Here is a 21,887-nt window from a genome sequence, read left to right as displayed (position 1 = left end):
GGGCCGCCGCGCGCACCGCGGCCCGCCAGAGCGCCGCCCGCAACCGCTCCGGAGCCCTCAACACCACCGGACGCAAGCACAGTTCAGGGGGCGGGCGCGCAGCTGGCAGCGGGGGCAAGGTGCCCGGCCAGAAGCACCGCAAGACCGGCACCGGCGGCGGGGCGGGCAAGCACCGCTCCCCGGCCTCCCTGAACAAGTCCACCGGGACCAAGACCGGTCACGGTCGCGGCGGCGCCGCGGGCGGGCTTGCTTCGAAGGCGGGGCAGGTCAAGGCGCTGCGAAAGGCAAACCAGGATGGTGCGTCGCGGGCGCAGAAGCGTCAGCAGACGAGCGCGGCCCGCCGCGCGGTCGCTGATGCCCGCCGCAACGCCCCCAAGCCGCACAAGCCCCAGACCAGCGCGAGTGGCAAGGCGCGCTCGCGTACGGGTGGTCTGGCCGGGCGGATGCTCGGTGGCGCAGGCCGCAAGGCCCGTGCCACCAAGCAAGCGGCGATCGCCAAGCAACGGACCCGCCGCGACGCCGCCGCCGCGCGGAAGGTGGCCGGAGGCCGCACGAACGTGCGCAAAGCCCCGGCACGGCAGGCCGCCAGGAAGGCCCTGCGACGCTCCGCGGCCCGCTTCCACGGGCGCCGCGCCTTTGCGGCGCTGGTCGCGCTGCCCCTCGGTCTCCTCGGGTTCCTGACCAGCCCGCTGGGCCGCAAGTTGGGGCTTCCCTGGCTCGTCCACCCCGGCCGGCGCCTGTACCGGCGCCTGACCGGCGCGGCCCGCGAACAGCGTGCCGAACGGGATGCGGCGATCCGCGAGGAGCAGGCCGCCGCGGACGACGCGGCAGACAAGGAGGCCACCGAGGAGGGCGCGGACGGAATCAGCGATCAGATCGAACGGCCCGCGGGGCCGGTCCCGAACAGCAGCGACAGCACGGCAACCGGTGAAGGAGAGCACGTGTCCGGGTTCAAGTTCGAAGAGTACGCAGCGGAGATGGAGCAGGCCGCGCAGGCGTATGACCCCGAGGACGCCATGGAGATCCTCGCCATGGTCGAATCCCTGCCCGAAGCGCTGACCAGCGTGGCGAACGTGATGAAGATCCTCGCGGAGCGCGCGGACAGTGAGTTCCCGCTGGAGAAGGAGGTCGCGGACGGCTTCAACGACATCTTCGGCGCCCTGAACAGCGCGGTCGCGGTCGCTGAGGACATGGGCCCGCTGTTCCGCCAGGCCCACGAGCACGACATCGCCCGGCACGAGGACCCCCGCAACGGCCCCGAGGCCGAGAAGGGCTGGAACGTCTGACATGAGTGCCACCACTGCCCCGAAGAAGAAGCAAGTGGACAGTGGCCCGGTGCTGGACTGGAGCGCCGGTCACGGACCTGTGACCGGCGCCCTGTCCGCGACCACCGGAGCCCTCGCCGTCGCCACCACCGGTGCCGCAACCGGCATGCCCCCCATGTGGGCCATGGCCGTGGGCGGGGCCGGCGCCCTCGGTCACACCGTCGCCGGACTCAAGGTCCGCAACGCCGGCCGCACCCTCGCCTTCAAAGCAGCCTCCTGGCTCGTCGGCGCAGGCTGGACCACCTGGGCCATGACCACCGGCCCCCTGTCCTGGGCAGCCCTCGGCTCCCTCGCCACGATCGGCGTCGGCATGGGCGCCGGCGCCCGCTCCGTCGCCTTGTACGAGGAAGCCCGCGAAGAGGAAGCCCTCGCAGCCGAACGCCGTTTGATCGCGCAGGAGTTGAGCGCGGAACGCCGCGCGATCGCCGCGCAGTGGGTGGAACGGATCGCCCGGATCTGCACCATCACCGTGAAGGTGAAGGGCGTGAAGATGTGGGAGACCGGCAACGGCTACTCCCTCGACATCGAGCCTCAAGGCGGCATCACCTACGACCGCATCGCTCAGTACGCCGCGGCACTGTCCGCGGACGCGAAACTGCCGCACGGCTGCACCGCCGCCGTGGGCCCCGGCGTTCACCAGGGGCGGGCGATCGTCGACGTCACGACCCGCAACGTCCTCTCCGAGGCCCGCGCCTACCCCGAGGACTACTCGCCTCTGTCGATCCTGACCGGCATCCCCTGGGGGTTCCGCACCAACGGCGACGACGTGCCGGCCTACCTGCGCGAACAGTGCGCGCTCGTGGTCGGGCCGACCGGATCGGGCAAGACCAACATGCTCCACACGATCATCGGCGGGTTCGCCCGCGCCGAGGACGTCCTGACCTGGGTAATCGACCTGAACGCCGGATCAGCCGGCCTGCCCTGGGTACGGCACGCCCTCGGAGGCGAACTGAAGCAGCCGGACGGGGCTCCGGTGCGGCCCGGCGTCGACTGGCTCGCCGGCACCTACGACGAAGCCCTGAAGCTGCTCGATGCGGCGATCGCCATCGGGTTGGCGCGCAAGCGCGGCTATCAGGACCTGATGGCCAAGCACGACACCGATCTGTTGCCGGTGAGCGCGAAGATTCCACAGATCATGCTGGTCATCGACGAGGGCGCCGAGATCCTGGTGTCCACAGACCGGCAGATGAAGGAACTCGCCAAACGGATCCTGGAGTTCATCCGCATGCACCGCTCCATGGGCGGACGCACCGTCATCACCGCACTCGGAGCCACCGGCAGCGTCCTCGGCAATCTGTTGATCCGCCGTGAGGCCAAGGTCCGCGTAGCGCTGACCGGCGGGGAGACCGAGGGCATGGACCTGTCCCGGATGTTCCCCGGCCGCAAGGGACTGCGCGTGGACCAGGCACCGTTCAAAGGCGCCGGATTCATGGGCACCCCCGAATCGCCGGGCGCGCTGTTCAAGGCGTGGCGGATCAAGCCCTCCCAGATCCGCGACATCACCGTCGCCACCTCCCAGCGGCACCCCCGCCTGGACGACGTGTCCGTCAAGGCCGCCGGTCCGGACTACGCCCGGCGCTGGGACACCGAGCGCACCGCGTGGATGCGCGACCTCACCCCCGACGCGCCAGGCACCGAGGGGCCTACGGCCAGCGGGGGTGGGCTGAACCTGTCCGCGCACCGTGCGGAGCGGGCGGGGCGGGAGTCCGAGGATGAGCTGATGCGCCGGTTCCGCGAGGAGATCGACGCGCAGTTCCCCACCGCCCCGGACCCGAACGCGTCCCCGCCGGCGTCCTCGGGGCTGAATCTGTCGGCGTTCCGCAAGGCACAAGAGCCGGAGCAGGACAGTCCCGCGCAGCGGGCCGCACTCGCCGCGCTCCTCGCGGCGGGGCCGGACGGCACGGGAGCATCCGCGATCGCCCGCGCGCTCGCGGACGAGTTCGGCACGACCCGACAGACGGTCGTGGGCTGGCTCAAGACATGGGCCGACGAGGGCACCGCGGTGAGGGTCGGGGAGGGCACCAAAGCCCGCTACGTCCACCGCGACCACGCACCCGAACCGCCCGCGAACCAGTAGCACTTGTCGCTTGTCGCCCCTCCCTCACGGACACCTTCCCTCGGGTTGTCGTGAGGGCCGAAAACGGGTTGTGACCTGGGAGGCGACAAGCGACAAGACAAGCCAGACGACAAGACAAGCGACAAGCCACACGACAAGTGACACGACAAGCCCACGGCGGGCAGCAACCCGGGTTCGGGTGCTGCCCGCCGGCCGTTACGGGAGGTCTGCTCGTGATCGTGACCCTGTCCGCCGTGGCCCTCTTCGGGCTCCTCACCTTCGTGCTCCTGCGCTCCCGCTACGTCGGGCCCGGTGCCGCGCTCGCGGTGTTCCTGTTCGGGTTCTTCGTCGCCGACACCGGAGCCGCCGGCGCCATCCGCTCCACCCTGCACGCCGTGATCGACGCCGCATCCAACATCAACTGACCCGGTCCGGGAGGCACCGCCGTGAGCGAGACCGAGCACACCAGCCAGTGGTGGCCGCGGATGAGCGATGCCGCGGCCAACGCCGAAGCCCGCCGCATCATCGACGACGTCTACCGCCCCACCCCTCCCCCGCCGCCCATACCGACGTCCTACCGCGACACCACCGAACACCCGACCGTCAGAGACGCGGCACCCGTCTGGCAGGAGGACCACCGGATCGTGCCCGCGTGGGCCGCGGGGACCGCGGTCGCCTCTATCGGCATCGGCGCCGGCGCCACCGGCGTCGGCTGCGGGATCTGGCTCGTACTGAAGGGCTTTTCCTCCATGTCCGTGACCGGCGTCGTCTGCATGGGCGTCCTCTTCACCGGAGCCGCGTTCTTCGTGCTGTCCATCGGGGCCGCCTTCTCCCGCGCCCGACGCTCCGTCTCCCACCAGACCTACACCGGGCCGGTCATCAAAAACACGCACGTCACCACGCATTCGCGCGGACTCGCCCGCACGAACAACACCTTCCACGGCTGATCGGAAAGGCCACCCCATGGACGACGAGACCTACTGCGACGAGTGCGCCGACTACGGATGCCACGGTCACCAGCTCTGCGAGGAGTGCAACGGCGACGTCTGCAACGAATGCAGCGGCTGCGACTGCCCCGAGTCCGAGTGCCCCGGCTACCTCGCCCACTACACCGGCAGCGAGTTCTAGCTACGCCAAGGACGGCCCCTCCGTCTCGCCAAAGTCGCGGGGCCGCCCTTGTCCACCTGCCCTCAACAGACCTGTGGAGGTCTCCAGCATGACGCAACCCACCGACATTCGGCGAGACGACCACCGGTCGTTACTCCTGGACCTGTACTCCTGTGCCGGCGGCGCCGCCGTGGGCTACGCCCGCGCAGGGTTCCGCGTCCACGGCTGCGACCGCGCCGACCGGCCCAACTACCCCTTCCGCTACCACCGGGGCGACGCGCTCGAATACCTCGCCCGCCTGATCACCACGGGCGAGATCGAGCGGTACACGGCCGTCCACGCCTCCCCGCCCTGCCAGGCCACGAACACCCTGACCGTGGGAACCAACCGCTCGCGCGGATGGGGCGGCACCCACGTGGACCTGGTGGCACCGACCCGCGAACTCCTCGACAAGACCGGGCTGCCGTACGTCATCGAGCAGCCCAACGGACAGGCCGAGATCCGCAAAGACCTCACCCTGTGCGGCGAGATGTTCGGTCTCGGAGTGATCCGGCACCGCAACTTCGAGTTGGGCGGCTGGACCATGCCACAACCCCTCCACCCCCGTCACCGAGGCCGCGTGCGCGGCTACCGGCACGGCAAGTTCTACGACGGCCCCTACGTCGCCGCGTACGGCAACGGCGGAGGCAAGCCGACCGTGCCGGAGCTGCAAGCCGCCATGGGCATCACGTGGACGAACGTGCGCGAGGAACTCACCGAAGCGATCCCGCCCGCCTACACCCACTGGATCGCCAATCAGTTCCTGGCACTCGAAGGGAGCGCCGCCGCATGAGCAACCACCTGCGCACCGCCCTCCAGATCGCTGAACAGGGGTTGCCCGTGCTGCCGCTGCGCAGGGGCAAGGTGCCGTTCGCCAACTGCCCCGCGTGCCTGTACTCCTCGTGCGGCGGCCGGCCGCACATGAGGACCCCGGGCCCCTGCACCTGCCCCGCCCCGTGCCACGGCTGGGCCGCCGCCACCACCGACACCAGCGTCATCACCTCACCAGCATGGGCGAACGCGTGGGAGAGCGCCGGGGCGGTCGCCTACCACCCCGGCGGCGCCGGATTGACGGTCGTGGACCTCGACAACGCCGACGCCATCGGATGGGCGCGCGAGACCCTGCCCGCCACGCGGACCGTGGCCACCACCCGCGGCGAGCACTGGCTGTACCTGGGGGCCATGACCTCCACGAACAGTGTGCGGCCCGGCGTGGACATCAAGTCCACGATGGCCTACGCCCGCTGGCTCCGACCGGGTACCGGCACTCTGGCCGCGTTGCCGGACGCGGTGCGGGCACTGACCGCGAAGAACCCCAGCATCTACCAGGCCCCGTGCATCGACGCGCTGCCCGCACGAGCCACTGAGGCCACCTGCAGGCACCGCACGCCCGCGTTCCTGGAACGCGGCATCACGATGGCCGAGCAGCGCATCCACGACGCGTCCAGCGGCATCCACAACGCCGTGTACACGACGTTCCTGGCCGTGCTCTCCACACACGGCAGGTGCGGCTGCCTCGCCGAGGACCACATCACGCGCCTGTTCACCGCCGCACAAGCCAAGGGCGAGACCGCCCGGCACTGCACCGACGCGTGGACCAACGCCCGCACCACATTGGGGCTTTGAGCATGGAAGACGACGACAAGAACCCGGCCCGGAAGGTCATCGCGGACTACGCGCAAGAGCGCTTCCGCTACTTCCGCACCGCGGACGGCACCGTCTACGCCCAGCGCACGGGCCACCCCGTGGCCCGCCCGATCCGCTCCCAGGGCACCACCGGCAGCCACCGCCAAGAACTCATGGTCGGACTGTTCCGCGACGGCATCGGCATGTTCAACGGCACCGCTTTGAAGGAGGCACTCGACTTGATCGAAGCACTCGCCCTCACCGAGCAGGTCCAGCCCGTCCACATCCGCGTCGCCCCCGGCTTCGACGGGGCCACCTGGCTGGACCTCGGCCGCACCGACGGACAGTCCGTCCGCATCCACCCCACCGGCTGGGACGTCGCCGTCCCCGACCCGCAGGAGGTGTGCTGGCGGCGCACACAGCTCACCGGCGAACTCCCCCTGCCGGCCAGGGACACCAACGGCAAGGGCATCGACCTGCTGTTCCGGCTGTGCAACTTCGCCAACGCCGACACCGAATCCCTGACCATGGCCTGGCTGATCGGCTGCCTGGAACCCTCCGTCCCCGTCCCCGCCCCCTTCCTCACCGGCCCCCAGGGCGCCGGGAAGTCCACCGCCGGACGGATGCTCATCCGCATCATCGAAGGCATGAGCAGTGACCTGCGCCGCGCCCCGAAGGACGAGGACAACCTGATCGCCGCGGTCGCCGCAGGCTGGATCACCGCCCTGGACAACCTCTCCCACATGGCCCCGGACCTGTCCGACGCCATGTGCTGCATCGTCACCGGAGCCGAGTCCGTCAAGCGGGCCCTGTTCACCGACGGAGACGTCTTCCGCGCCCGCTACCGCCGCCCCCTGCTCCTGACCGGCATCGACGTCGGCGTCATCCGCCCCGACCTCGCCGAACGCCTCCTGCCGCTGCGTCTGGAACGCCCGAAGGTGCGGCGCACCGAGGCGGAACTGTGGACCGAGTACGCGGAAGTCCTTCCCGTCGTGCTCGGCTCCCTCCTCGACCTGACCGTCAAGGTCCGCGCCGTTGCTGCCGAGACCCCGACGGACCTGCGCATGGCGGACTTTGCCCACCTGTGCGCGCAACTCGACACGGCGACTGGCCTCGGTGCGCTGCAGGCCTACCGGGCGGGGCTGGACGACCTGAACGACGACGTCATCGAGGGCGACCTGCTCGCGCAGACCGTGCTGCAGTACGCGGCCGGCATGCCCGCCGGGGCACAGGAGCGGATGTCGTCCGCGGAGTGGCTGAACCTCCTCACCCGCCTCTACAGCGGCGAGGACTGCCGTCCCCTCCCGAAGGGGTGGCCGACCACCGGCAAAGTACTCTCCGACCGGCTCAAGCGACTGCAGCCCACCCTCGCCGCCCGCGGGCTGGTCGTTGACTGGGGACGCACCCGGGAGGCCCGCTACATCGAGCTGACCGAGCCCGAGCCCGTGCCCGGAGCACAGCCGGAACAGGAAGCCGCGTTCTGACCCCAGGTCACCGCACAACCGCAAGAGGAGCACCGGGCACGACGCGTGCGGGGTGCTCCTCTTGCTGTTCGGTGCGCAGCACCGCCCCATGGACGTGCCGCGCAGCGGCTCCTTCTTCAATCTCTGAGCCGCGCACAACAACAGACACCACCCCCTCTCTTTCCTAAGTAGGGGAACGCTGCGTCACCTGCGTCACCCACGCCGGAAAACGGCCCCTGACCAGCCGATAAGGGGGTGACGCAGAGCCCAACCCTCTGCGTCATCGTGCGTCACCTGCGTCACGCCGCCGTGTCACAGGTGACGCGGCAGTGACGCACCCCGATCGCGCTCTGTCACCGATAACCGCAGGTCAGAAGCCTGAATGACGCAGGTGACGCTGTGACGCAGAAATCCGAACCTCGGACAGGTACGAGTTCCGCCATGACCAGAGTCTCGAAGGAGTCCACCGTGGCACGCCCCCAGATGCTCAAGCTCGCCGAAGTCCTCGAAGAGATCGAGATGAGCCGCGCCGCCTTTTACCGCATGCGCGCCCGCGGCCAAGCCCCCCGCCTTCGCAAGCTCCCCAACGGCCAACTCCGCGTCAGCCGCGCCGACCTGGACGCCTGGTGGGAGGCCTGCGCAGAGAACGCCGCCTGATCCCCCATCTACCTGGCCCGCCCCTCCTGGGGCGGGCCTTTCCTACCTGGAGAGCAATGCCCCTCACGTACGACGTCCGCGTCTACAGCATCGAGACCCGCCGCGACCGCCCGAAGCCTTACCGCGTCCGCTGGCTGGTGGGCCCCCAGAAGCACTCGAAGAGCTACACCGTCAAAGCCCAAGCCGACGGCCGCCGCTCCGAGTTGATGACCGCTCTACGCATGGGCGAACAGTTCGATGTGGAAACGGGCCTGCCCTCCTCTGAACTCCGCGCGCTGAACGGCTCTGTGACGTGGTACGAGCACACCCGTACGTACGTCATGCGCAGGTGGGACCGTCTTCCCGCCAAGTCCCGCCGCAATGACGCCGATGCCCTGGCGACCATCACGCCTGCGCTAGTGAAGACGGCCGTCGGGCGCCCATCGGCCCGTGCGCTCCGCACCGCCCTGTATGGATGGGCGTACAACAAGAGCCGCTGGAACATCGAGCAACCCTCTGAAGTTGCCGACACGCTGAGCTGGTTGGAAAAGAACTCACTGCCCGTATCTGCGCTCGAAGACCCCGAGACGCTCCGTATGGCGCTCGATGCCCTGTCGACGCTGCTCGATGGCACCCCCGCGGCCGGACGTACGGCGAACCGCAAGCGGGCCTGCCTCAGTGACGTTCTCGGTCTCGCGGTAGAACGTCGGTACTTCAGCGTTCCCGTGAACCCTCTGTCCACGGTGAAGTGGACGGCGCCGAAGTCCACGGAGGAAGTTGACCCTGCGAGCGTCGCCAACCCACGACAGGTTCGGGACCTGCTCGAAGGCGTGAGAGCGCAAGGCGCCCGCGGCGCCCACCTCGAAGCCTTCTTCGGATGCCTGTACTACGCCGCCATGCGGCCCGCAGAAGCCGTCGGGCTGACCGCCGCGCAGTGCCACCTGCCAAAACGCGGATGGGGTCACATCACACTCCGCGGCGGCATCGTCCACGCGGGCCACGGGTGGACGGACGATGACCGGGCCCATCAAAACCGCCACCTGAAGGCGCGAGCGGCCCGAGACTCGCGCGTGGTGCCCATCCCGCCGCACTTCGTGGCCATGCTGCGATGGCACATCACGCGCTACGGGGTGGCCCCGGACGGTCGGCTCTTCCGTACGAGCCGCGGGGGCGTGATTCAGGACACAGGCTATGGAGAGGTCTGGGCAGAGGCCCGGAGCGCCGCCTTCTCCCCCACCGAGGCAGCAGCGTCGCTCGCGCGGCGGCCGTACGACCTCAGGTGCGCCGGCGTCTCCTTCTGGCTCTTCTCTGGGGTCGATCCGATGGAGGTTGCCCGCCGGGCTGGGCACTCCGTGGCCGTGCTCCTCCGCGTCTACGCGAAGGTTCTGGCGCAGGCGCAGGACCGCGCGAACCGTCAGATTGAGGCTGGCCTGCGGGAATGGGACGGAAACGGCGCCTCCCCGGGGGGACGTCTGGGGGACACGCGCTGATCAGAGACGGGTCACACCTGGAATCAGGTGAGACAACCCTCGCGTTTCGATCATCGTTCGAATCTCGGTGTTCGAGCAAAAAGAAGACCCCTCCGTCCTGCGTTTCCGCAGTTCGGAGGGGTCTTTCCCAAGTGTGGCGGCGCCAGGATTCGAACCTGGGAAGGCTGAGCCGGCAGATTTACAGTCTGCTCCCTTTGGCCGCTCGGGCACACCGCCTTGGGTTTGCTGCCTCGGGCCCCGCGCTGTGGCGGTGCTCGCTGGCAACGACGTAAACAATACCTGATGCACAGGGGTGCTTCGCCACCCGATTGATCGACGGTGGGGGCGCGGCGGTGACTAGGCTTTGCACGCGGCGCAATGCCCCGTGCGCGCCCGACCAGAACCGACCAGTACCCGATCGGGTCCCCGCGGGACCCCGGTCGGACCCCGATACAAGGAGCCACAGGACATGGCCGACTCCAGTTTCGACATCGTCTCGAAGGTCGAGCGGCAGGAGGTCGACAACGCCCTCAACCAGGCCGCCAAGGAAATCTCGCAGCGCTACGACTTCAAGAACGTCGGCGCCTCCATCTCCTGGTCCGGCGAGAAGATCCTGATGGAGGCCAACTCCGAGGAGCGCGTCAACGCCATCCTCGACGTCTTCCAGACCAAGCTGATCAAGCGCGGCATCTCGCTGAAGGCGCTCGACGCCGGCGAACCGCAGCTGTCCGGCAAGGAGTACAAGATCTTCGCCTCCATCGAGGAGGGCATCTCCCAGGACAACGCCAAGAAGGTCGCGAAGATCATCCGCGACGAGGGCCCGAAGGGCGTCAAGGCGCAGGTGCAGGGCGAGGAGTTGCGCGTCAGCTCCAAGAGCCGTGACGACCTGCAGGCCGTGCAGGCGCTCCTGAAGGGCAAGGACTTCGACTTCGCGCTGCAGTTCGTGAACTACCGGTAGGTCGCACGAACTGCCGGTAGGCCGCGTGAACTACCGGCAGGTCGCGTGAACTACCGGTAGGTCCAGGAGGAGTTCGCAGCTGGACGGCGTCATGTAGACGGTGCAGCCGGTCTGCGTAGTGACCGCCTACATAGACCGCCTACGTAGATGAAGGGACGGACCCCGTCGGGGCCGTCCCTTCGTCCTTCTTGTTGCCAGCTGCGGTTCAGCGGCGGCTGCGGGAGTCGCCGAAGAAGATGCGGTAGATGATCAGCAGGACGAGGGCGCCGCCGATCGCGGAGATCCACGTGGCGGTGTCGTAGAAGTCCTTCGTGATCGGGCGGTCGAGCCAGCGGGACGATATCCAGCCGCCGATGAAGGCTCCCGCGACGCCGATGAGCGTCGTGCCGATCAGACCGCCCGGGTCGCGGCCCGGGAGCAGGAACTTGGCGATGGCACCGGCGAGCAGTCCGAGGATGATCCAGCTGATGAAGCCCATGCCGTGTTCTGCCCTTCTGCCGTACTGAGTTGCACCGTGGTGCTGGTGCGCACCGGGTGCGGTGCAGCTCGCTGCACTCTTGCCCAGAAGGACGACAGGTAGGCGCGGCATGGTTGCACAGGCCACGGAAGGTGCGGCGCAGGCCACAACCGCGCCTTGGGGGCGGGCGGCCCTCTCGTGAGCTAGCGTGCCGCGAACGGCTGGTCCGTGCGCACGATTTCGCGGCCCAGTGGCATCAACGACACGGGAATCATCTTGAAGTTGGCGATGCCGAACGGGATGCCGATGATCGTGACGCACAGGGCGATGCCGGTGAAAATGTGCGCCAGAGTCAGCCACCAGCCGGCCAGGATCAGCCACAGGACGTTGCCGACGCAGGAGGGCGCGCCCGCGTCCCTGCGCTCGACCGTCGTGTACCCGAAGGGCCACAGGGCGTAGATGCCGATCCTGAAGGCGGCGATGCCGAACGGGATGCCGATGATCGTGATGCACAGCAGTACGCCCGCGAGCAGGTAGCCGAGGAACAGCCAGAAGCCGCTCAGCACCAGCCAGATGACGTTCAGGATTGTCTTCACTGTTGGCGACCTGCCATCTGCTCGAGCCGGGCGATGCGCTCGGCCATCGGCGGGTGGGTGGAGAACATCTTCGACAAGCCCTGTCCGGGACGGAAGGGGTTGGCGATCATCATGTGGCTCGCCGTCTCGATACGCGGCTCGGGCGGCAGCGGCAGTTGCTTCGTACCGGCGTCGAGCTTGCGCAGGGCGCCCGCCAGGGCCAGCGGGTCCCCGGTCAGCTGGGCGCCCGAGGCGTCCGCCTCGTACTCCCGCGAGCGGCTGATGGCGAGCTGGATGACGGAGGCGGCGAGCGGGCCCAGGAGCATGATCAGGAGCATCCCGAAGATGCCTGGGCCGTCGTCGTCGTTCGAGCGGCCGACCGGGATCAGCCACGCGAAGTTGACCAGGAACATGATCACGGAGGCGAGGGCGCCGGCGACCGAGGAGATCAGGATGTCGCGGTTGTAGACATGGCTGAGTTCGTGGCCGATGACACCGCGCAGCTCGCGCTCGTCCAGGATGCGCAGGATCCCCTCGGTGCAGCACACGGCGGCATTGCGCGGGTTGCGGCCCGTCGCGAACGCGTTCGGCGCCTCCGTCGGGGAGATGAACAGGCGGGGCATGGGCTGGCGGGCCTGGGTGGAGAGCTCGCGCACCATGCGGTAGAGCTCGGGCGCCTCGAATTCGCTCACCGGGCGGGCGCGCATCGCGCGCAGAGCCAGCTTGTCGCTGTTCCAGTACGCGTACGCGTTCGTCCCGATCGCGATGACCAGGCCGATGACGAGCCCCATACGGCCGAAGAAGCTGCCGATGACGAGGATGAGGGCGGACAGTCCCCCGAGGAGTACGGCTGTCTTCAACCCGTTGTGCCGGCGGTGCACGGTACGCCCTCCTGATGGTGCGGCAGGGGAACCCACTGCTTGCTTGCTCGCTGTTCCACTGGGCCCGCGGGTCGGTGCGGGTGGCTGCAGATCTGTCTGTCCAGTGGACCCTCCCGTACTGGTCAACGCCAGGCGAGCGGGACTAGTTCCCTTGTGCGCGCTCGGGGCGCGGGGCGCGCGTGTAGGCCGTACGGGTCAGCGCTGCTGCGGCAGGCCGGCCATCTCCAGGGCCTCGGGGTCCGCCTTGATCTCGCTCGTGCAGTGCGCGCAGCGGGTCGCGATGCCGGGGATCTGGCTGAAACAGCGCGGGCAGTCGCGCAGGGCCGCCTTCATGTCGACCGGCTTCCCCCGGTCTATGCGCGCCTGGAGCTTCATCATCGGCACGACGATCACGAAGTAGAGCACGGCCGCGGTGATCACGAACGCGATGGCGGCGCTGACGAACTTGCCGTACGGGAAGTCGGTGCCCTCGACCGTGAAGTGCGCATTGCTGAAGTCGCCGGTCGAGCGCGTGGCGAGGCCGATGAGCGGGGCGATGAACGCCGTACTGAAGCCGGTGACCACCGCCGTGAAGGCGGACCCGACGGCGAGGCCGATGGCCATCGTGATGATGTTTCCGCGGAGTATGAAGTCCTTGAATCCGCTCAGCACTGCGCTCGTCTCCTTGGTGTACGCGGCCTGTAGGGCGAGGCCTGTGTCCTGTGTGCCGTACGAGGGTGCCTAGAAGAGGCCCGTCGAGGCAAAACGCAGGATCACTTGTGGCGCCCCGGAGAGGGCCACTCCAATGACGGCCGTGACGGCGATCGCGGCGGTGAGCGGCAAGGAGGAGCGGTACGCGGCCGGCTCGCCTTCTGGGGCGCGGAAGAGCGTCGCGGTCCACTGGAGGTAGTAGAAGAGCGCGATGACGACGTTCACGGCCATGACGACGGCGAGCCAGCCCATCCCCGCGTCGACGGCCGCCGAGAAGACGGTGACCTTCGCGAAGAGGCCGATGATGCCGGGTGGCAGCCCCGCCAGGCACAGCAGGAAGAAGCCCAGGACGAGCGCGGCGAGCGGGCGCGAGGCGTACAGGCCGCGGTAGTCGCTGAGGCGGTTCAGCGGCTTCGTACGGGCGACGAGGGCGGCCACCGCGAAGGCACCGAGGTTCACGGCGGCGTACATGAGGGCGTACGCGAGGGTGGAGCCGATCGACTTCTGGGGGTCGTCGGAGTACGCGGCCGCGGCGATCGGCACCAGGAGGTAGCCGGCCTGGCCGACGGAGGACCAGGCGAGCAGGCGTACGGCGCTGTACGCGCGCGTGGCCTGTTGGCGTAGCGCCGCGACGTTGCCGAGGGTCATCGTCAGCGCGGCGAGTGCGGCCAGCGCCGGGCCCCACACGTCGGCGTACGACGGGAACGCCACGACGGTGACGAGGATGAGGCCGGAGAAGCCGACGGCCTTGCCGATGACGGACAGGTAGGCGGCGATCGGCAGGGGTGCGCCTACGTAGGTGTCGGGCACCCAGAAGTGGAACGGAACGGCGGCCGTCTTGAAGGCGAAGCCCACGAGGGTGAGGGCGACGCCTGCCTGGGCGAGGGTGTGGAACTGGCCGTCCACGTGGGTGAGTTCGGTGGCGACCCTGGTGAGGTGGAGGGTGCCCGTGGTCGCGTAGACGAAGCTCACGCCGAGGAGGGTGACGGCCGTCGCGGTGACCGAGGAGAGGAAGAACTTCAGGGCCGCGTCCGAGGAGCGCTTGTCGTCCCGCTTGAGTCCTACGAGGGCGAAGGCCGGCAGTGAGGCGACCTCCAGGGCGACGACGAGCGTGGCCAGGTCGCGGGAGGCGGGCAGGAGCGCCGCTCCCGCCGCCGACGACAGGAGCAGGAACCAGTACTCCCCTTCGGGGAGCGGCTTGTGCGCGTTCTTCGCGTCCTTCAAGGTGCCGATCGAGAGCAGCGCCGTGAGCAGCGCGCCGGCGAGGACCAGGAACTGGATGACGAGCGTGAAGCGGTCCGCCGTGTAACTGCAGGCTTCGTACGGCGCGTTCGTGAGGCAGAACGTCGAGCGCGCGTCGCCGATGAGCGGGATCAGGGCGAGCGCGGCCGCGGCGAGGCCCGCCACGGAGATCCAGCCGAGGAGCGGCTTGCGCCGCTCGCCGACGAACAGGTCGGCGACCAGCACGACGAGGGCGACGACCGCCGCGATCGCGGGCGGCGCGATCGCGACCCAGTCGACGGACTGGACGAGGGACGCCACCGAGGGCGCGGCGACGGCGGTCACTGGAGGCCTCCTGCGAGGAGCTTCTGGACGGCCGGGTCGGTGAGGCCGAGCAGGGCGGCGGGCCACAGGCCCGCGAGGACGGTGAGGGCGACGAGCGGGGTCCAGGCGGCGAACTCGTACCCCTGGACGTCGGCGAGGGCCACGGCCCCCGGGGACTCCTGGGCCTTGCGCGTGCTCGGGCCCATACAGACGCGGCGGACCACGAGGAGCATGTACGCGGCGGTCAGCAGGGTGCCGAACGCGGCGATCGCCATGAACACGAGGAACGCCGGGCGGCTGAGGTCGTCGGCGGGGTCGAACGCGCCGAACAGCGCGAGCATCTCGCCCCAGAACCCGGCGAGGCCGGGCAGCCCGAGCGAGGCGACGGCGGCGAACGCCAGCAGCCCGCCCAGGCGCGGGGCCTTCCCGTACAGGGCCATGCCGCCCTGCTCGGCGAGGGTGTCGAGGTCGCTGGTGCCGGCCCGGTCCTTGAGCGCGCCGACGAGGAAGAAGAGGAGGCCGGTGATGAGGCCGTGGGCGATGTTGGCGAACAGCGCGCCGTTCACGCCGGTCGGGGTCATCGTCGCGATGCCGAGCAGGACGAAGCCCATGTGACCGACGGAGGAGTACGCGATCAGGCGCTTGAGGTCGCCCTTCGCGCCCTGCTTCGCGAGGTTCAGGCAGGCCAGGGACCCGTAGATGATGCCGATGACGGCGAACGCGGCGAGGTAGGGAGCGAAGGTCCGCATGCCGTCGGGCGCGATGGGGAGCAGGATCCGGACGAATCCGTACGTACCCATCTTCAGCATGACGCCGGCGAGCAGGACCGAGCCGACGGTCGGGGCGGCGGTGTGCGCGTCCGGGAGCCAGCTGTGCAACGGCCACATCGGGGTCTTCACCGCGAGCCCGATCCCGATCGCCAGAACGGCGATGACCTGCACGGACGTACTCAGACCCCGGCCGTTGTCAGTGGCGAGTGCCATGATGTCGAACGTGCCCGACTTAACACCGATAAGGAGGATGCCGAGCAGCATCACGACCGAGCCGAGCAGCGTGAAGAGGATGAACTTCCAGGCGGCCGCCGCCCGTTCGGCTCCGCCCCAGCGCGCGATGAGGAAGTACATCGGGATGAGGACCATCTCGAACGCGAGGAAGAAGAGGAGGAGGTCGAGGACGGCGAAGGTGGCGAGCGTGCCCGATTCCAGGAGCAGGATCAGGGCCACGAAGGCCTTGGGGGAAGGGCCCTTCGGCATCTTGAAGTAGGAGTACAGCGCGCAGAGGAACGTCAGCAGCGCCGTGAGCACCAGAAGGGGGAGGGAGATGCCGTCGATGCCCAGATGGATACGTACGTGGAGCGCCGGGATCCAGCTGGTGTCGGTCGTGGCCTGGATCCTCGACGGGCGGTCGTGGTCGAAGCCGAGCGCGAGGACGATCGCGGCGATGAGGATCACGCCGGTCACGACCACGCCGTGGCGGAGCACGGCCTGGTCCGGGGACTTCCCCTTCAGCCCGGGCGGCGCCGGGAGAAGGGCGAGGACGGCGCCGATGAGCGGGCCGACGACGATCAATGCGAGAAGGTACTGCATCACGGATTCGCTGATATCGATCACGGCTGCTCACGCTCCGGCGGTGGCGACGAGGACGACGGCGACCACCAGGACGACGGTGCCTGCGAGCAGCGCGCTGAGGTAGGTCTGCACGTTTCCGGTCTGGGCGCGCCGCACGGCCCAACCCAGCGCCTTGGGAGCTTCGGCCGCTCCCCGTACGTAGGTGTCGACGACCGCGCGGTCGAGGAAGCGGACCAGGGTGGCCGCGGCCTGCACCGGGCGGACGAAGAGCGTCGCGTAGACGGCGTCGAGGTGGAAGCCGACGGCCGCGTGCCGGTGCAGCGGGCCGAGCAGCAGCCGGCCGGGGTCGGCCGGGTCCGGTGCCGCCGCGATGTCCCCGTACGCGGGGGTGTGCGTCGCGATGGCCTCGGCCTCGACGAGAGCGCCGTCGCCCTGCTCGGTGTCGATCGCGACGGCACCGATCGGGGTGCGGGCGGCCGCCATGGTGGTGGTGTGCCGCCAGGCCCCGTACGTGACCAGGCAGCCCACCAGCGCGAAGCCCGTACCGAGGACGGAGGTGGTCAGGGTCGGGGCCAGTGACCGGCCGTCGAACCAGTCGGGCAGCACGCCCGTGGCCAGACCGAAGGCGAGGGAGGGGATCGCCAGGATCCACAGGACGACGTTCATCGCGACCGGCTGCCTGCCGTGCTCGGGGGCCTTCGCCCCGCGGCCGTTGAAGGCGAGCAGCCACAGGCGGGTCGCGTAGGCGGCGGTGAGCAGGGCCGTGACCAGGCCGGCGATCAGGACGATCCAACCGGACGTGACGGGGACGCCGTGCTCGTGGCCGGTGGCCGTGTGCTCGGCGGCGCCGAGGACGGCCTCCTTGGAGAAGAAGCCGCTGAAGGGCGGGATCGCGGCGAGCGCAAGCAGCGCCACGGTCATCGTCCAGAAGGCGTCGGGCACGCGGTCGCGCAGGTTGCTCATGCGCGACATCGCGGCGAGGGAGTTGGTGCTGGCGGCGTGGATGACCACGCCCGCCGCGAGGAACAGCAGCGCCTTGAAGGCGCCGTGCGTGAGGAGGTGGAAGACGGCGGCGTCACGGTCGCCGACGGCGAGGGCGCCGGTCATGTAGCCGAGCTGGCCGACCGTCGAGTACGCGAGGACACGCTTGATGTCGTCCTGGGCGAGCGCGGCGAGGGCCGACCCGGCCATGGTCACCGCGGCCATCACCGCGAGCACGATCAGGGCTGCCCTGGAGGCGGCGAAGACCGGGAGGAGGCGCGCGACGAAGTAGACACCGGCGGCGACCATCGTCGCCGCGTGGATCAGCGCGGAGACGGGCGTCGGGCCCGCCATCGCGTCGGGCAGCCAGGTGTGCAGCGGGAACTGCGCCGACTTGCCCGCGACGCCGGCGAGGAGAAGGAGGGCGATGAGGGTCGGGTGGTCGAGGCCGCCCTCGCTCGTGACCTTGCCCAGGACCGTCGTGATGCGGAAGGAGCCCGCGTCCGCGGCGAGTGCGAACAGGCCGATCAGGAAGGGGACATCACCGAGCTTGGTGACGAGGAAGGCCTTGAGGGAGGCGGCGCGCGCCTCGGGGGTCTCCCAGTAGTGGCCGACGAGGAAGTACGAGCAGATGCCCATGACTTCCCAGCCGACGAGGAGAACGATCAGGTCGCCGGTGTAGACGACCAGGAGCATCGCGGAGGTGAACAGCGAGACCAGCGCGGCGTAGGAGGGATAGCGCGGGTCGTCGCGGAGGTAGCCCGTCGAGTAGAGCTGGACGCAGGTCGCGACCAGCCCGACCAGGACGGCGACGAGGGCGGCGAAGCCGTCGATGTGCAGGGCGAGTTCGATCGGCACGGAGCCGGTCGGGGTGAGCTCGGTGTGCGCGTCGAGCGCGGCGGTGCGACTGCCCGAGCCGCCGCCCTGCTGGACCGCGACCGCGGCCGCGAGGATCAGCGCGGCCAGCGTCGGCAGGACGGCCAGCGGGCGGACGAAGGCGGGGGCCGTGCGGCCGAGCAGCAGTCCGGCGGCGGCGCCGAGGAACGGCAGGAGGGGGACGAGTACGGCGAGGGTCGTCGTGGTCACGCGGTGGCCTCGGCCTTCTCGTCCGCGGCGCCGGGCCCGCCGGGTGCGGGGGCGGACGGGTCGTGCGGGTCGTCGGCCGAAGCGTCCACCGGATCGTCCTCCGGGTCGTGGGGCTCGGCCGCGTCGCGGAGCTTGTCGATGTCCGAGGTACCGCGGTTGCGATAGACGGCCAGGACGATCGCCAGGCCGATGCCGATCTCGGCGGCGGCGATGGCGATGGTGAACAGGGTCAGGGCCTGGCCGGAGTGCAGGGCGTCGCGCAGCCAGACGTCGAAGGCGACCAGGTTGAGGTTGACGGCGTTGAGCATCAGCTCGACGGACATCAGGACGAGGATCGCGTTGCGGCGGGCCAGTACTCCGTACAGGCCCGTGCAGAAGAGGAGGGCGGCCAGGACAGCGGGATAAGCGAGGTGCATCAGCGGTTGCCCTCCCGGCCGGCGGCTCCGGCTGCTTCGTCGGCACCGGTGGCACTGGCGGCTCCGGTGGCACTGGCGGCACCGACGGCTCCAGCGACACCCGTGGTTCCGGCGGCGCCGGTCGCACCGGTGGATCGGTCGGCCTCGGCCGCGCTCTTCTTGCGGGACAGGACGATCGCGCCGACCAGGGCCGCGAGGAGCAGCACCGACAGGGCCTCGAACGGCAGTACCCAGTGGCGGAACAGGATCGAGCCGGTCACGGCCGTGTTGCCCCCGGCGCCGGCGGCCGTGCCGGTGGCCGCGTCCAGGTCGATCCACGTCGTGCGGAAGGCGTCGACGACGACCCAGACCAGGGCGGCCGCGGCGGCGACCGCGACGGTCAGGGCGGCCCAGCGGTGAGGACCGTCCGCGTCCGGCGAGTGCCCGATCGGTGCCCGCGTCAGCATCAGCCCGAACAGAAGGAGGACCACGACGGAACCGACATAGATGAGGACCTGCACCCAGGCGATGAACTCCGCGGTGAGCAGGAGGTACTCGACGGCCAGGCCGCCGAGGGCGACGACCAGCCACAGGGCGGCGTGCACCAGCTGCTTCGTGGTGACGGTGACGAGCGCGGCGCCGAAGGTGACCAGGCCGACGAGGAGGAAGGCGATCTCGACGCCCGTCGGGGAGAGGAACCCGTGGCTCTCGGTGGCGGCGGCGGGCAGGGCTGCGGCTACGTGGATCACGACTCTCCTTCCGTGGGCGCTGCGGGGGCGGGCGGCTGCTGGGCGGCGGCGAGTTTGTCGGCTGCCTTGCGGGCGGCGGCCAGTTCCTTCGGCTCCTCGGCCGCCGGATCGAGGGCCGGCGGGGACGGGACCGTCCACATCCACTCGCGGAGCTTGTCGCGCTCGTGGGTGAGTTCGTGGATGTCCGTCTCCGCGTACTCGAACTCCGGGGACCAGAACAGTGCGTCGAAGGGGCACACCTCGATGCAGATGCCGCAATACATGCAGAGGGAGAAGTCGATGGCGAAGCGGTCGAGGACGTTGCGGCTGCGCTCGCGGCCACCCTCGACGGCCGGCGGCACCGTCTCCTTGTGGGAGTCGATGTAGATGCACCAGTCGGGGCACTCGCGGGCGCACAGCATGCAGACCGTGCAGTTCTCCTCGAACAGGCCGATCACGCCGCGGGTGCGGGGCGGCAGTTCGGGCTGGGCGTCCGGGTACTGCTCGGTGACGGTCTTGCGCGTCATCGTGCGCAGAGTGACGGCGAGGCCCTTGGCCAGGCCGGAGCCGGGGATCGGGGGCATTTAGTTGATCGCCACCTTCACGATGCCGGTGAGCGCGATCTGCGCCAGGGCGAGCGGGACGAGGAGGGTCCAGGACAGCTTCTGGAGCTGGTCCTCGCGGAGACGGGGGTACGAGACGCGCAGCCAGATCACGACGAAGGCGAGCACGGCCGTCTTGAGGAGGGTCCAGACCCAGCCGAGGCCGTCCGCGCCCCAGGGGCCGTGCCAGCCGCCCAGGAAGAGAACGGTGGTCAGGCCGCACAGGACGACGATGCCCGCGTACTCGGCGAGCAGGAAGAGGGCGAAGCGCAGGCCCGTGTACTCGGTGTACGCGCCGAAGATGATCTCTGAGTCGGCGACGGGCATGTCGAAGGGCGGGCGTTGCAGTTCGGCGAGGCCCGCCACGAAGAAGACCAGCGCGCCGACGATCTGCCAGGGCAGCCACCACCACGCGAAGGCGTCGAGGATGCCGGGCAGCGAGACCGTGCCCGCCGCCATCGCGACGGAGGCCGCGGCGAGCAGCATCGGGAGTTCGTACGCCAGGAGTTGGGCCGCCGTGCGCAGACCGCCGAGCAGCGAGAACTTGTTGGCGCTCGCCCAGCCCGCCATCAGCGCGCCGAGCACGCCGACGCCCATCACCGCGAGGACGAAGAAGATGCCGGCGTCGATGACCTGGCCGACTGCGCCGTCGCCCGGTCCCACCGGGATGGCGAGCAGCACGATCAGGTAGGGCAACAGGGCTACTGTGGGCGCGAGTTGGAAGACACGGCGGTCGGCCTCGGCCGGGACCACGTCCTCCTTCTGCGCGAACTTGACGCCGTCGGCGACGAGTTGGGCCCAGCCGTGGAAACCGCCCGCGTACATGGGGCCGAGCCGGCCCTGCATGTGGGCCATGACCTTGTGCTCGGTCTGGCCGACGACCAGGGGCAGCACCAGGAAGGCGACGAAGACGATGACGAGGCGCAGGGCGATGTCGAGAACGTCGTTCACTGCGTACCTCCCTCGTTCGTCCCGGACTCGCCTTGGGCACGTGGTTCGTCGTCCGCCCCGGACCCACCCTGTCCGCGGGGCTCACCGTCCGCCTCGGGCTCGCCTTCAGCGCGGGGCTCGTCGTCCGCCTCGGGCTCACCCTGCGCGCCGGGCTTGTCGTCCGCCCCGGACCCACCCTGTCCGCGGGGCTCACCGTCCGCCTCGGACTCGCCTTCAGCGCGGGGCTCGTGCTCCGCCCCGGGCTCACCCTGCGCGCCCGCCTCGTCCTTCGCGCCGGACTCGCCTTCAGCGCGGGGATCGCCATCCGCCTCGGACTCGCCCTCAGCGCGGGTCTCGTCGTTCGCCCTGGCCTCACCCGGCACGTCAGGCTCCTCGTTCACCCGGGCCTCATCCCGCGCGTCGGGCGCGCGTTTCGCCCCGGAGCTCGCGCCCGGTTGCGGGGGGTCGTCGAACGCGGGCTTCGCATGGTGCCAAGGGGCATCGCTCGTACGGGGCTTCGCCGTGGGCTCGGCGACCGGAGGCCCCGAGGGCGGCTCCACGGCCTGCTGGGCCGGAGGATCGGAAGGCGACACTGCGGACTGCTGGACCGGAGGACCGGAAGGCCGCTCCACAGACGACTCGGCCGGAGAGGCTGCCGACGGCTCCACAGGCGACTCGGCCGGAGAGGCGGCCGACGGCTCCGCGGACGACTCGGCCGGAGCCGCGGCCGACGGCTCCGCGGACGGCTCGGCCGGAGCGGCGGCCGACGG

At 70.0% G+C, this 21,887-nt stretch carries 23 protein-coding genes, 1 tRNA gene and 1 pseudogene; 12 read left to right on the top strand and 13 right to left on the bottom strand.

The window, feature by feature from the left end; all coding sequences use genetic code 11:
• The 10 genes from G3I40_RS29895 to G3I40_RS29855 all read left to right on the top strand — a co-directional run.
• The coding region (locus G3I40_RS29895; protein WP_239092018.1) for a hypothetical protein at positions 1–1,286 on the top strand (1,286 nt) is incomplete at its 5' end.
• Position 1,287: 1 nt separating this feature from the next.
• Complete coding sequence (locus G3I40_RS29890; RefSeq protein ID WP_164305749.1) at positions 1,288–3,402, top strand: hypothetical protein; 2,115 nt, start codon at positions 1,288–1,290, stop codon at positions 3,400–3,402.
• A gap of 212 nt (positions 3,403–3,614) precedes the next feature.
• The gene (locus tag G3I40_RS29885) at positions 3,615–3,806 is read left to right on the top strand and encodes a hypothetical protein (RefSeq protein ID WP_164305748.1); all 192 of its coding nucleotides are present in this window, start codon (positions 3,615–3,617) and stop codon (positions 3,804–3,806) included.
• Between the two features lie 21 nt (positions 3,807–3,827).
• A complete protein-coding gene (locus G3I40_RS29880; protein ID WP_343245055.1) occupies positions 3,828–4,328 on the top strand; it encodes a hypothetical protein in 501 nt (166 codons plus the stop codon).
• A 16-nt stretch (positions 4,329–4,344) separates the two neighbouring features.
• On the top strand, positions 4,345–4,509 hold the full coding sequence (locus G3I40_RS46620) for a hypothetical protein (protein WP_203645013.1): 165 nt from the start codon (positions 4,345–4,347) through the stop codon (positions 4,507–4,509).
• An 88-nt stretch (positions 4,510–4,597) separates the two neighbouring features.
• Positions 4,598–5,320 carry a DNA cytosine methyltransferase gene (locus tag G3I40_RS29875; protein ID WP_164305747.1) on the top strand — a complete coding sequence of 241 codons (723 nt, stop codon included), beginning with the start codon at positions 4,598–4,600 and terminating at the stop codon, positions 5,318–5,320.
• Positions 5,317–6,153, top strand: a complete 837-nt coding sequence (locus G3I40_RS29870) for a bifunctional DNA primase/polymerase (protein WP_164305746.1) — start codon at positions 5,317–5,319, stop codon at positions 6,151–6,153. The genes G3I40_RS29875 and G3I40_RS29870 overlap by 4 nt, the downstream gene beginning before the upstream one ends.
• Positions 6,154–6,155: 2 nt before the next feature.
• Positions 6,156–7,637 carry an ATP-binding protein gene (locus tag G3I40_RS29865; RefSeq protein ID WP_164305752.1) on the top strand — a complete coding sequence of 494 codons (1,482 nt, stop codon included), beginning with the start codon at positions 6,156–6,158 and terminating at the stop codon, positions 7,635–7,637.
• 447 nt (positions 7,638–8,084) lie between these two features.
• Positions 8,085–8,273: a helix-turn-helix domain-containing protein gene (locus tag G3I40_RS29860; protein ID WP_164305751.1), complete on the top strand. Its 189-nt coding sequence runs from the start codon at positions 8,085–8,087 to the stop codon at positions 8,271–8,273.
• 56 nt (positions 8,274–8,329) lie between these two features.
• On the top strand, positions 8,330–9,742 hold the full coding sequence (locus G3I40_RS29855; protein WP_164305745.1) for a site-specific integrase: 1,413 nt from the start codon (positions 8,330–8,332) through the stop codon (positions 9,740–9,742).
• A 134-nt stretch (positions 9,743–9,876) separates the two neighbouring features.
• On the opposite strand, the gene G3I40_RS29850 is transcribed toward G3I40_RS29855, so the two are convergent.
• Positions 9,877–9,958 (bottom strand) — tRNA-Tyr (locus G3I40_RS29850).
• 232 nt (positions 9,959–10,190) lie between these two features.
• Here G3I40_RS29850 and G3I40_RS29845 point away from each other — a divergent pair.
• Positions 10,191–10,679 (top strand): YajQ family cyclic di-GMP-binding protein, encoded by a 489-nt coding sequence (locus tag G3I40_RS29845; protein ID WP_164305744.1) that lies wholly within the window; start codon positions 10,191–10,193, stop codon positions 10,677–10,679.
• A gap of 205 nt (positions 10,680–10,884) precedes the next feature.
• Here G3I40_RS29845 and G3I40_RS29840 read toward each other — a convergent pair whose 3' ends face one another.
• The 12 genes from G3I40_RS29840 to G3I40_RS29785 all read right to left on the bottom strand — a co-directional run bounded on the left by G3I40_RS29840 (position 10,885) and on the right by G3I40_RS29785 (position 21,518).
• On the bottom strand, positions 10,885–11,157 hold the full coding sequence (locus G3I40_RS29840) for a GlsB/YeaQ/YmgE family stress response membrane protein (RefSeq protein ID WP_164305742.1): 273 nt from the start codon (positions 11,155–11,157) through the stop codon (positions 10,885–10,887).
• 182 nt (positions 11,158–11,339) lie between these two features.
• On the bottom strand, positions 11,340–11,732 hold the full coding sequence (locus tag G3I40_RS29835) for a YccF domain-containing protein (protein ID WP_164305741.1): 393 nt from the start codon (positions 11,730–11,732) through the stop codon (positions 11,340–11,342).
• Positions 11,729–12,592 carry a zinc metalloprotease HtpX gene (htpX, locus tag G3I40_RS29830; protein WP_164305739.1) on the bottom strand — a complete coding sequence of 288 codons (864 nt, stop codon included), beginning with the start codon at positions 12,590–12,592 and terminating at the stop codon, positions 11,729–11,731. The genes G3I40_RS29835 and htpX overlap by 4 nt, the downstream gene beginning before the upstream one ends.
• A 195-nt stretch (positions 12,593–12,787) precedes the next feature.
• Positions 12,788–13,243, bottom strand: a complete 456-nt coding sequence (locus G3I40_RS29825; RefSeq protein ID WP_164305736.1) for an MscL family protein — start codon at positions 13,241–13,243, stop codon at positions 12,788–12,790.
• A 69-nt stretch (positions 13,244–13,312) separates the two neighbouring features.
• Complete coding sequence (locus G3I40_RS29820; protein ID WP_164305734.1) at positions 13,313–14,848, bottom strand: NADH-quinone oxidoreductase subunit N; 1,536 nt, start codon at positions 14,846–14,848, stop codon at positions 13,313–13,315.
• Positions 14,845–16,437 (bottom strand): NADH-quinone oxidoreductase subunit M, encoded by a 1,593-nt coding sequence (locus G3I40_RS29815; protein ID WP_164305732.1) that lies wholly within the window; start codon positions 16,435–16,437, stop codon positions 14,845–14,847. The genes G3I40_RS29820 and G3I40_RS29815 overlap by 4 nt, the downstream gene beginning before the upstream one ends.
• 6 nt (positions 16,438–16,443) lie before the next feature.
• Positions 16,444–18,462 (bottom strand): NADH-quinone oxidoreductase subunit L, encoded by a 2,019-nt coding sequence (locus G3I40_RS29810; RefSeq protein ID WP_164305730.1) that lies wholly within the window; start codon positions 18,460–18,462, stop codon positions 16,444–16,446.
• Positions 18,459–18,878, bottom strand: coding sequence for an NADH-quinone oxidoreductase subunit NuoK (nuoK, locus tag G3I40_RS29805; RefSeq protein ID WP_164305729.1), 420 nt, complete (start codon positions 18,876–18,878; stop codon positions 18,459–18,461). Before nuoK ends, G3I40_RS29810 begins: the two co-directional genes overlap by 4 nt.
• Positions 18,878–19,606, bottom strand: a complete 729-nt coding sequence (locus tag G3I40_RS29800; protein WP_343245054.1) for an NADH-quinone oxidoreductase subunit J — start codon at positions 19,604–19,606, stop codon at positions 18,878–18,880. Before G3I40_RS29800 ends, nuoK begins: the two co-directional genes overlap by 1 nt.
• Positions 19,603–20,169, bottom strand: coding sequence for an NADH-quinone oxidoreductase subunit I (locus tag G3I40_RS29795; protein WP_164305728.1), 567 nt, complete (start codon positions 20,167–20,169; stop codon positions 19,603–19,605). The genes G3I40_RS29800 and G3I40_RS29795 overlap by 4 nt, the downstream gene beginning before the upstream one ends.
• Positions 20,170–21,138, bottom strand: coding sequence for a complex I subunit 1 family protein (locus tag G3I40_RS29790; RefSeq protein ID WP_164305726.1), 969 nt, complete (start codon positions 21,136–21,138; stop codon positions 20,170–20,172).
• A complete protein-coding gene (locus tag G3I40_RS29785; RefSeq protein WP_164305725.1) occupies positions 21,135–21,518 on the bottom strand; it encodes a hypothetical protein in 384 nt (127 codons plus the stop codon). The genes G3I40_RS29790 and G3I40_RS29785 overlap by 4 nt, the downstream gene beginning before the upstream one ends.
• A gap of 121 nt (positions 21,519–21,639) precedes the next feature.
• On the opposite strand from G3I40_RS29785, the pseudogene G3I40_RS46615 reads away from it, so the two are divergent.
• Positions 21,640–21,887: pseudogene (locus G3I40_RS46615) on the top strand (hypothetical protein); the annotation flags it as partial.

Source organism: Streptomyces sp. SID14478 (assembly GCF_010548525.1).
GTDB lineage: Bacteria > Actinomycetota > Actinomycetes > Streptomycetales > Streptomycetaceae > Streptomyces.
This window is presented reverse-complemented; position numbering and strand designations above follow the sequence as displayed.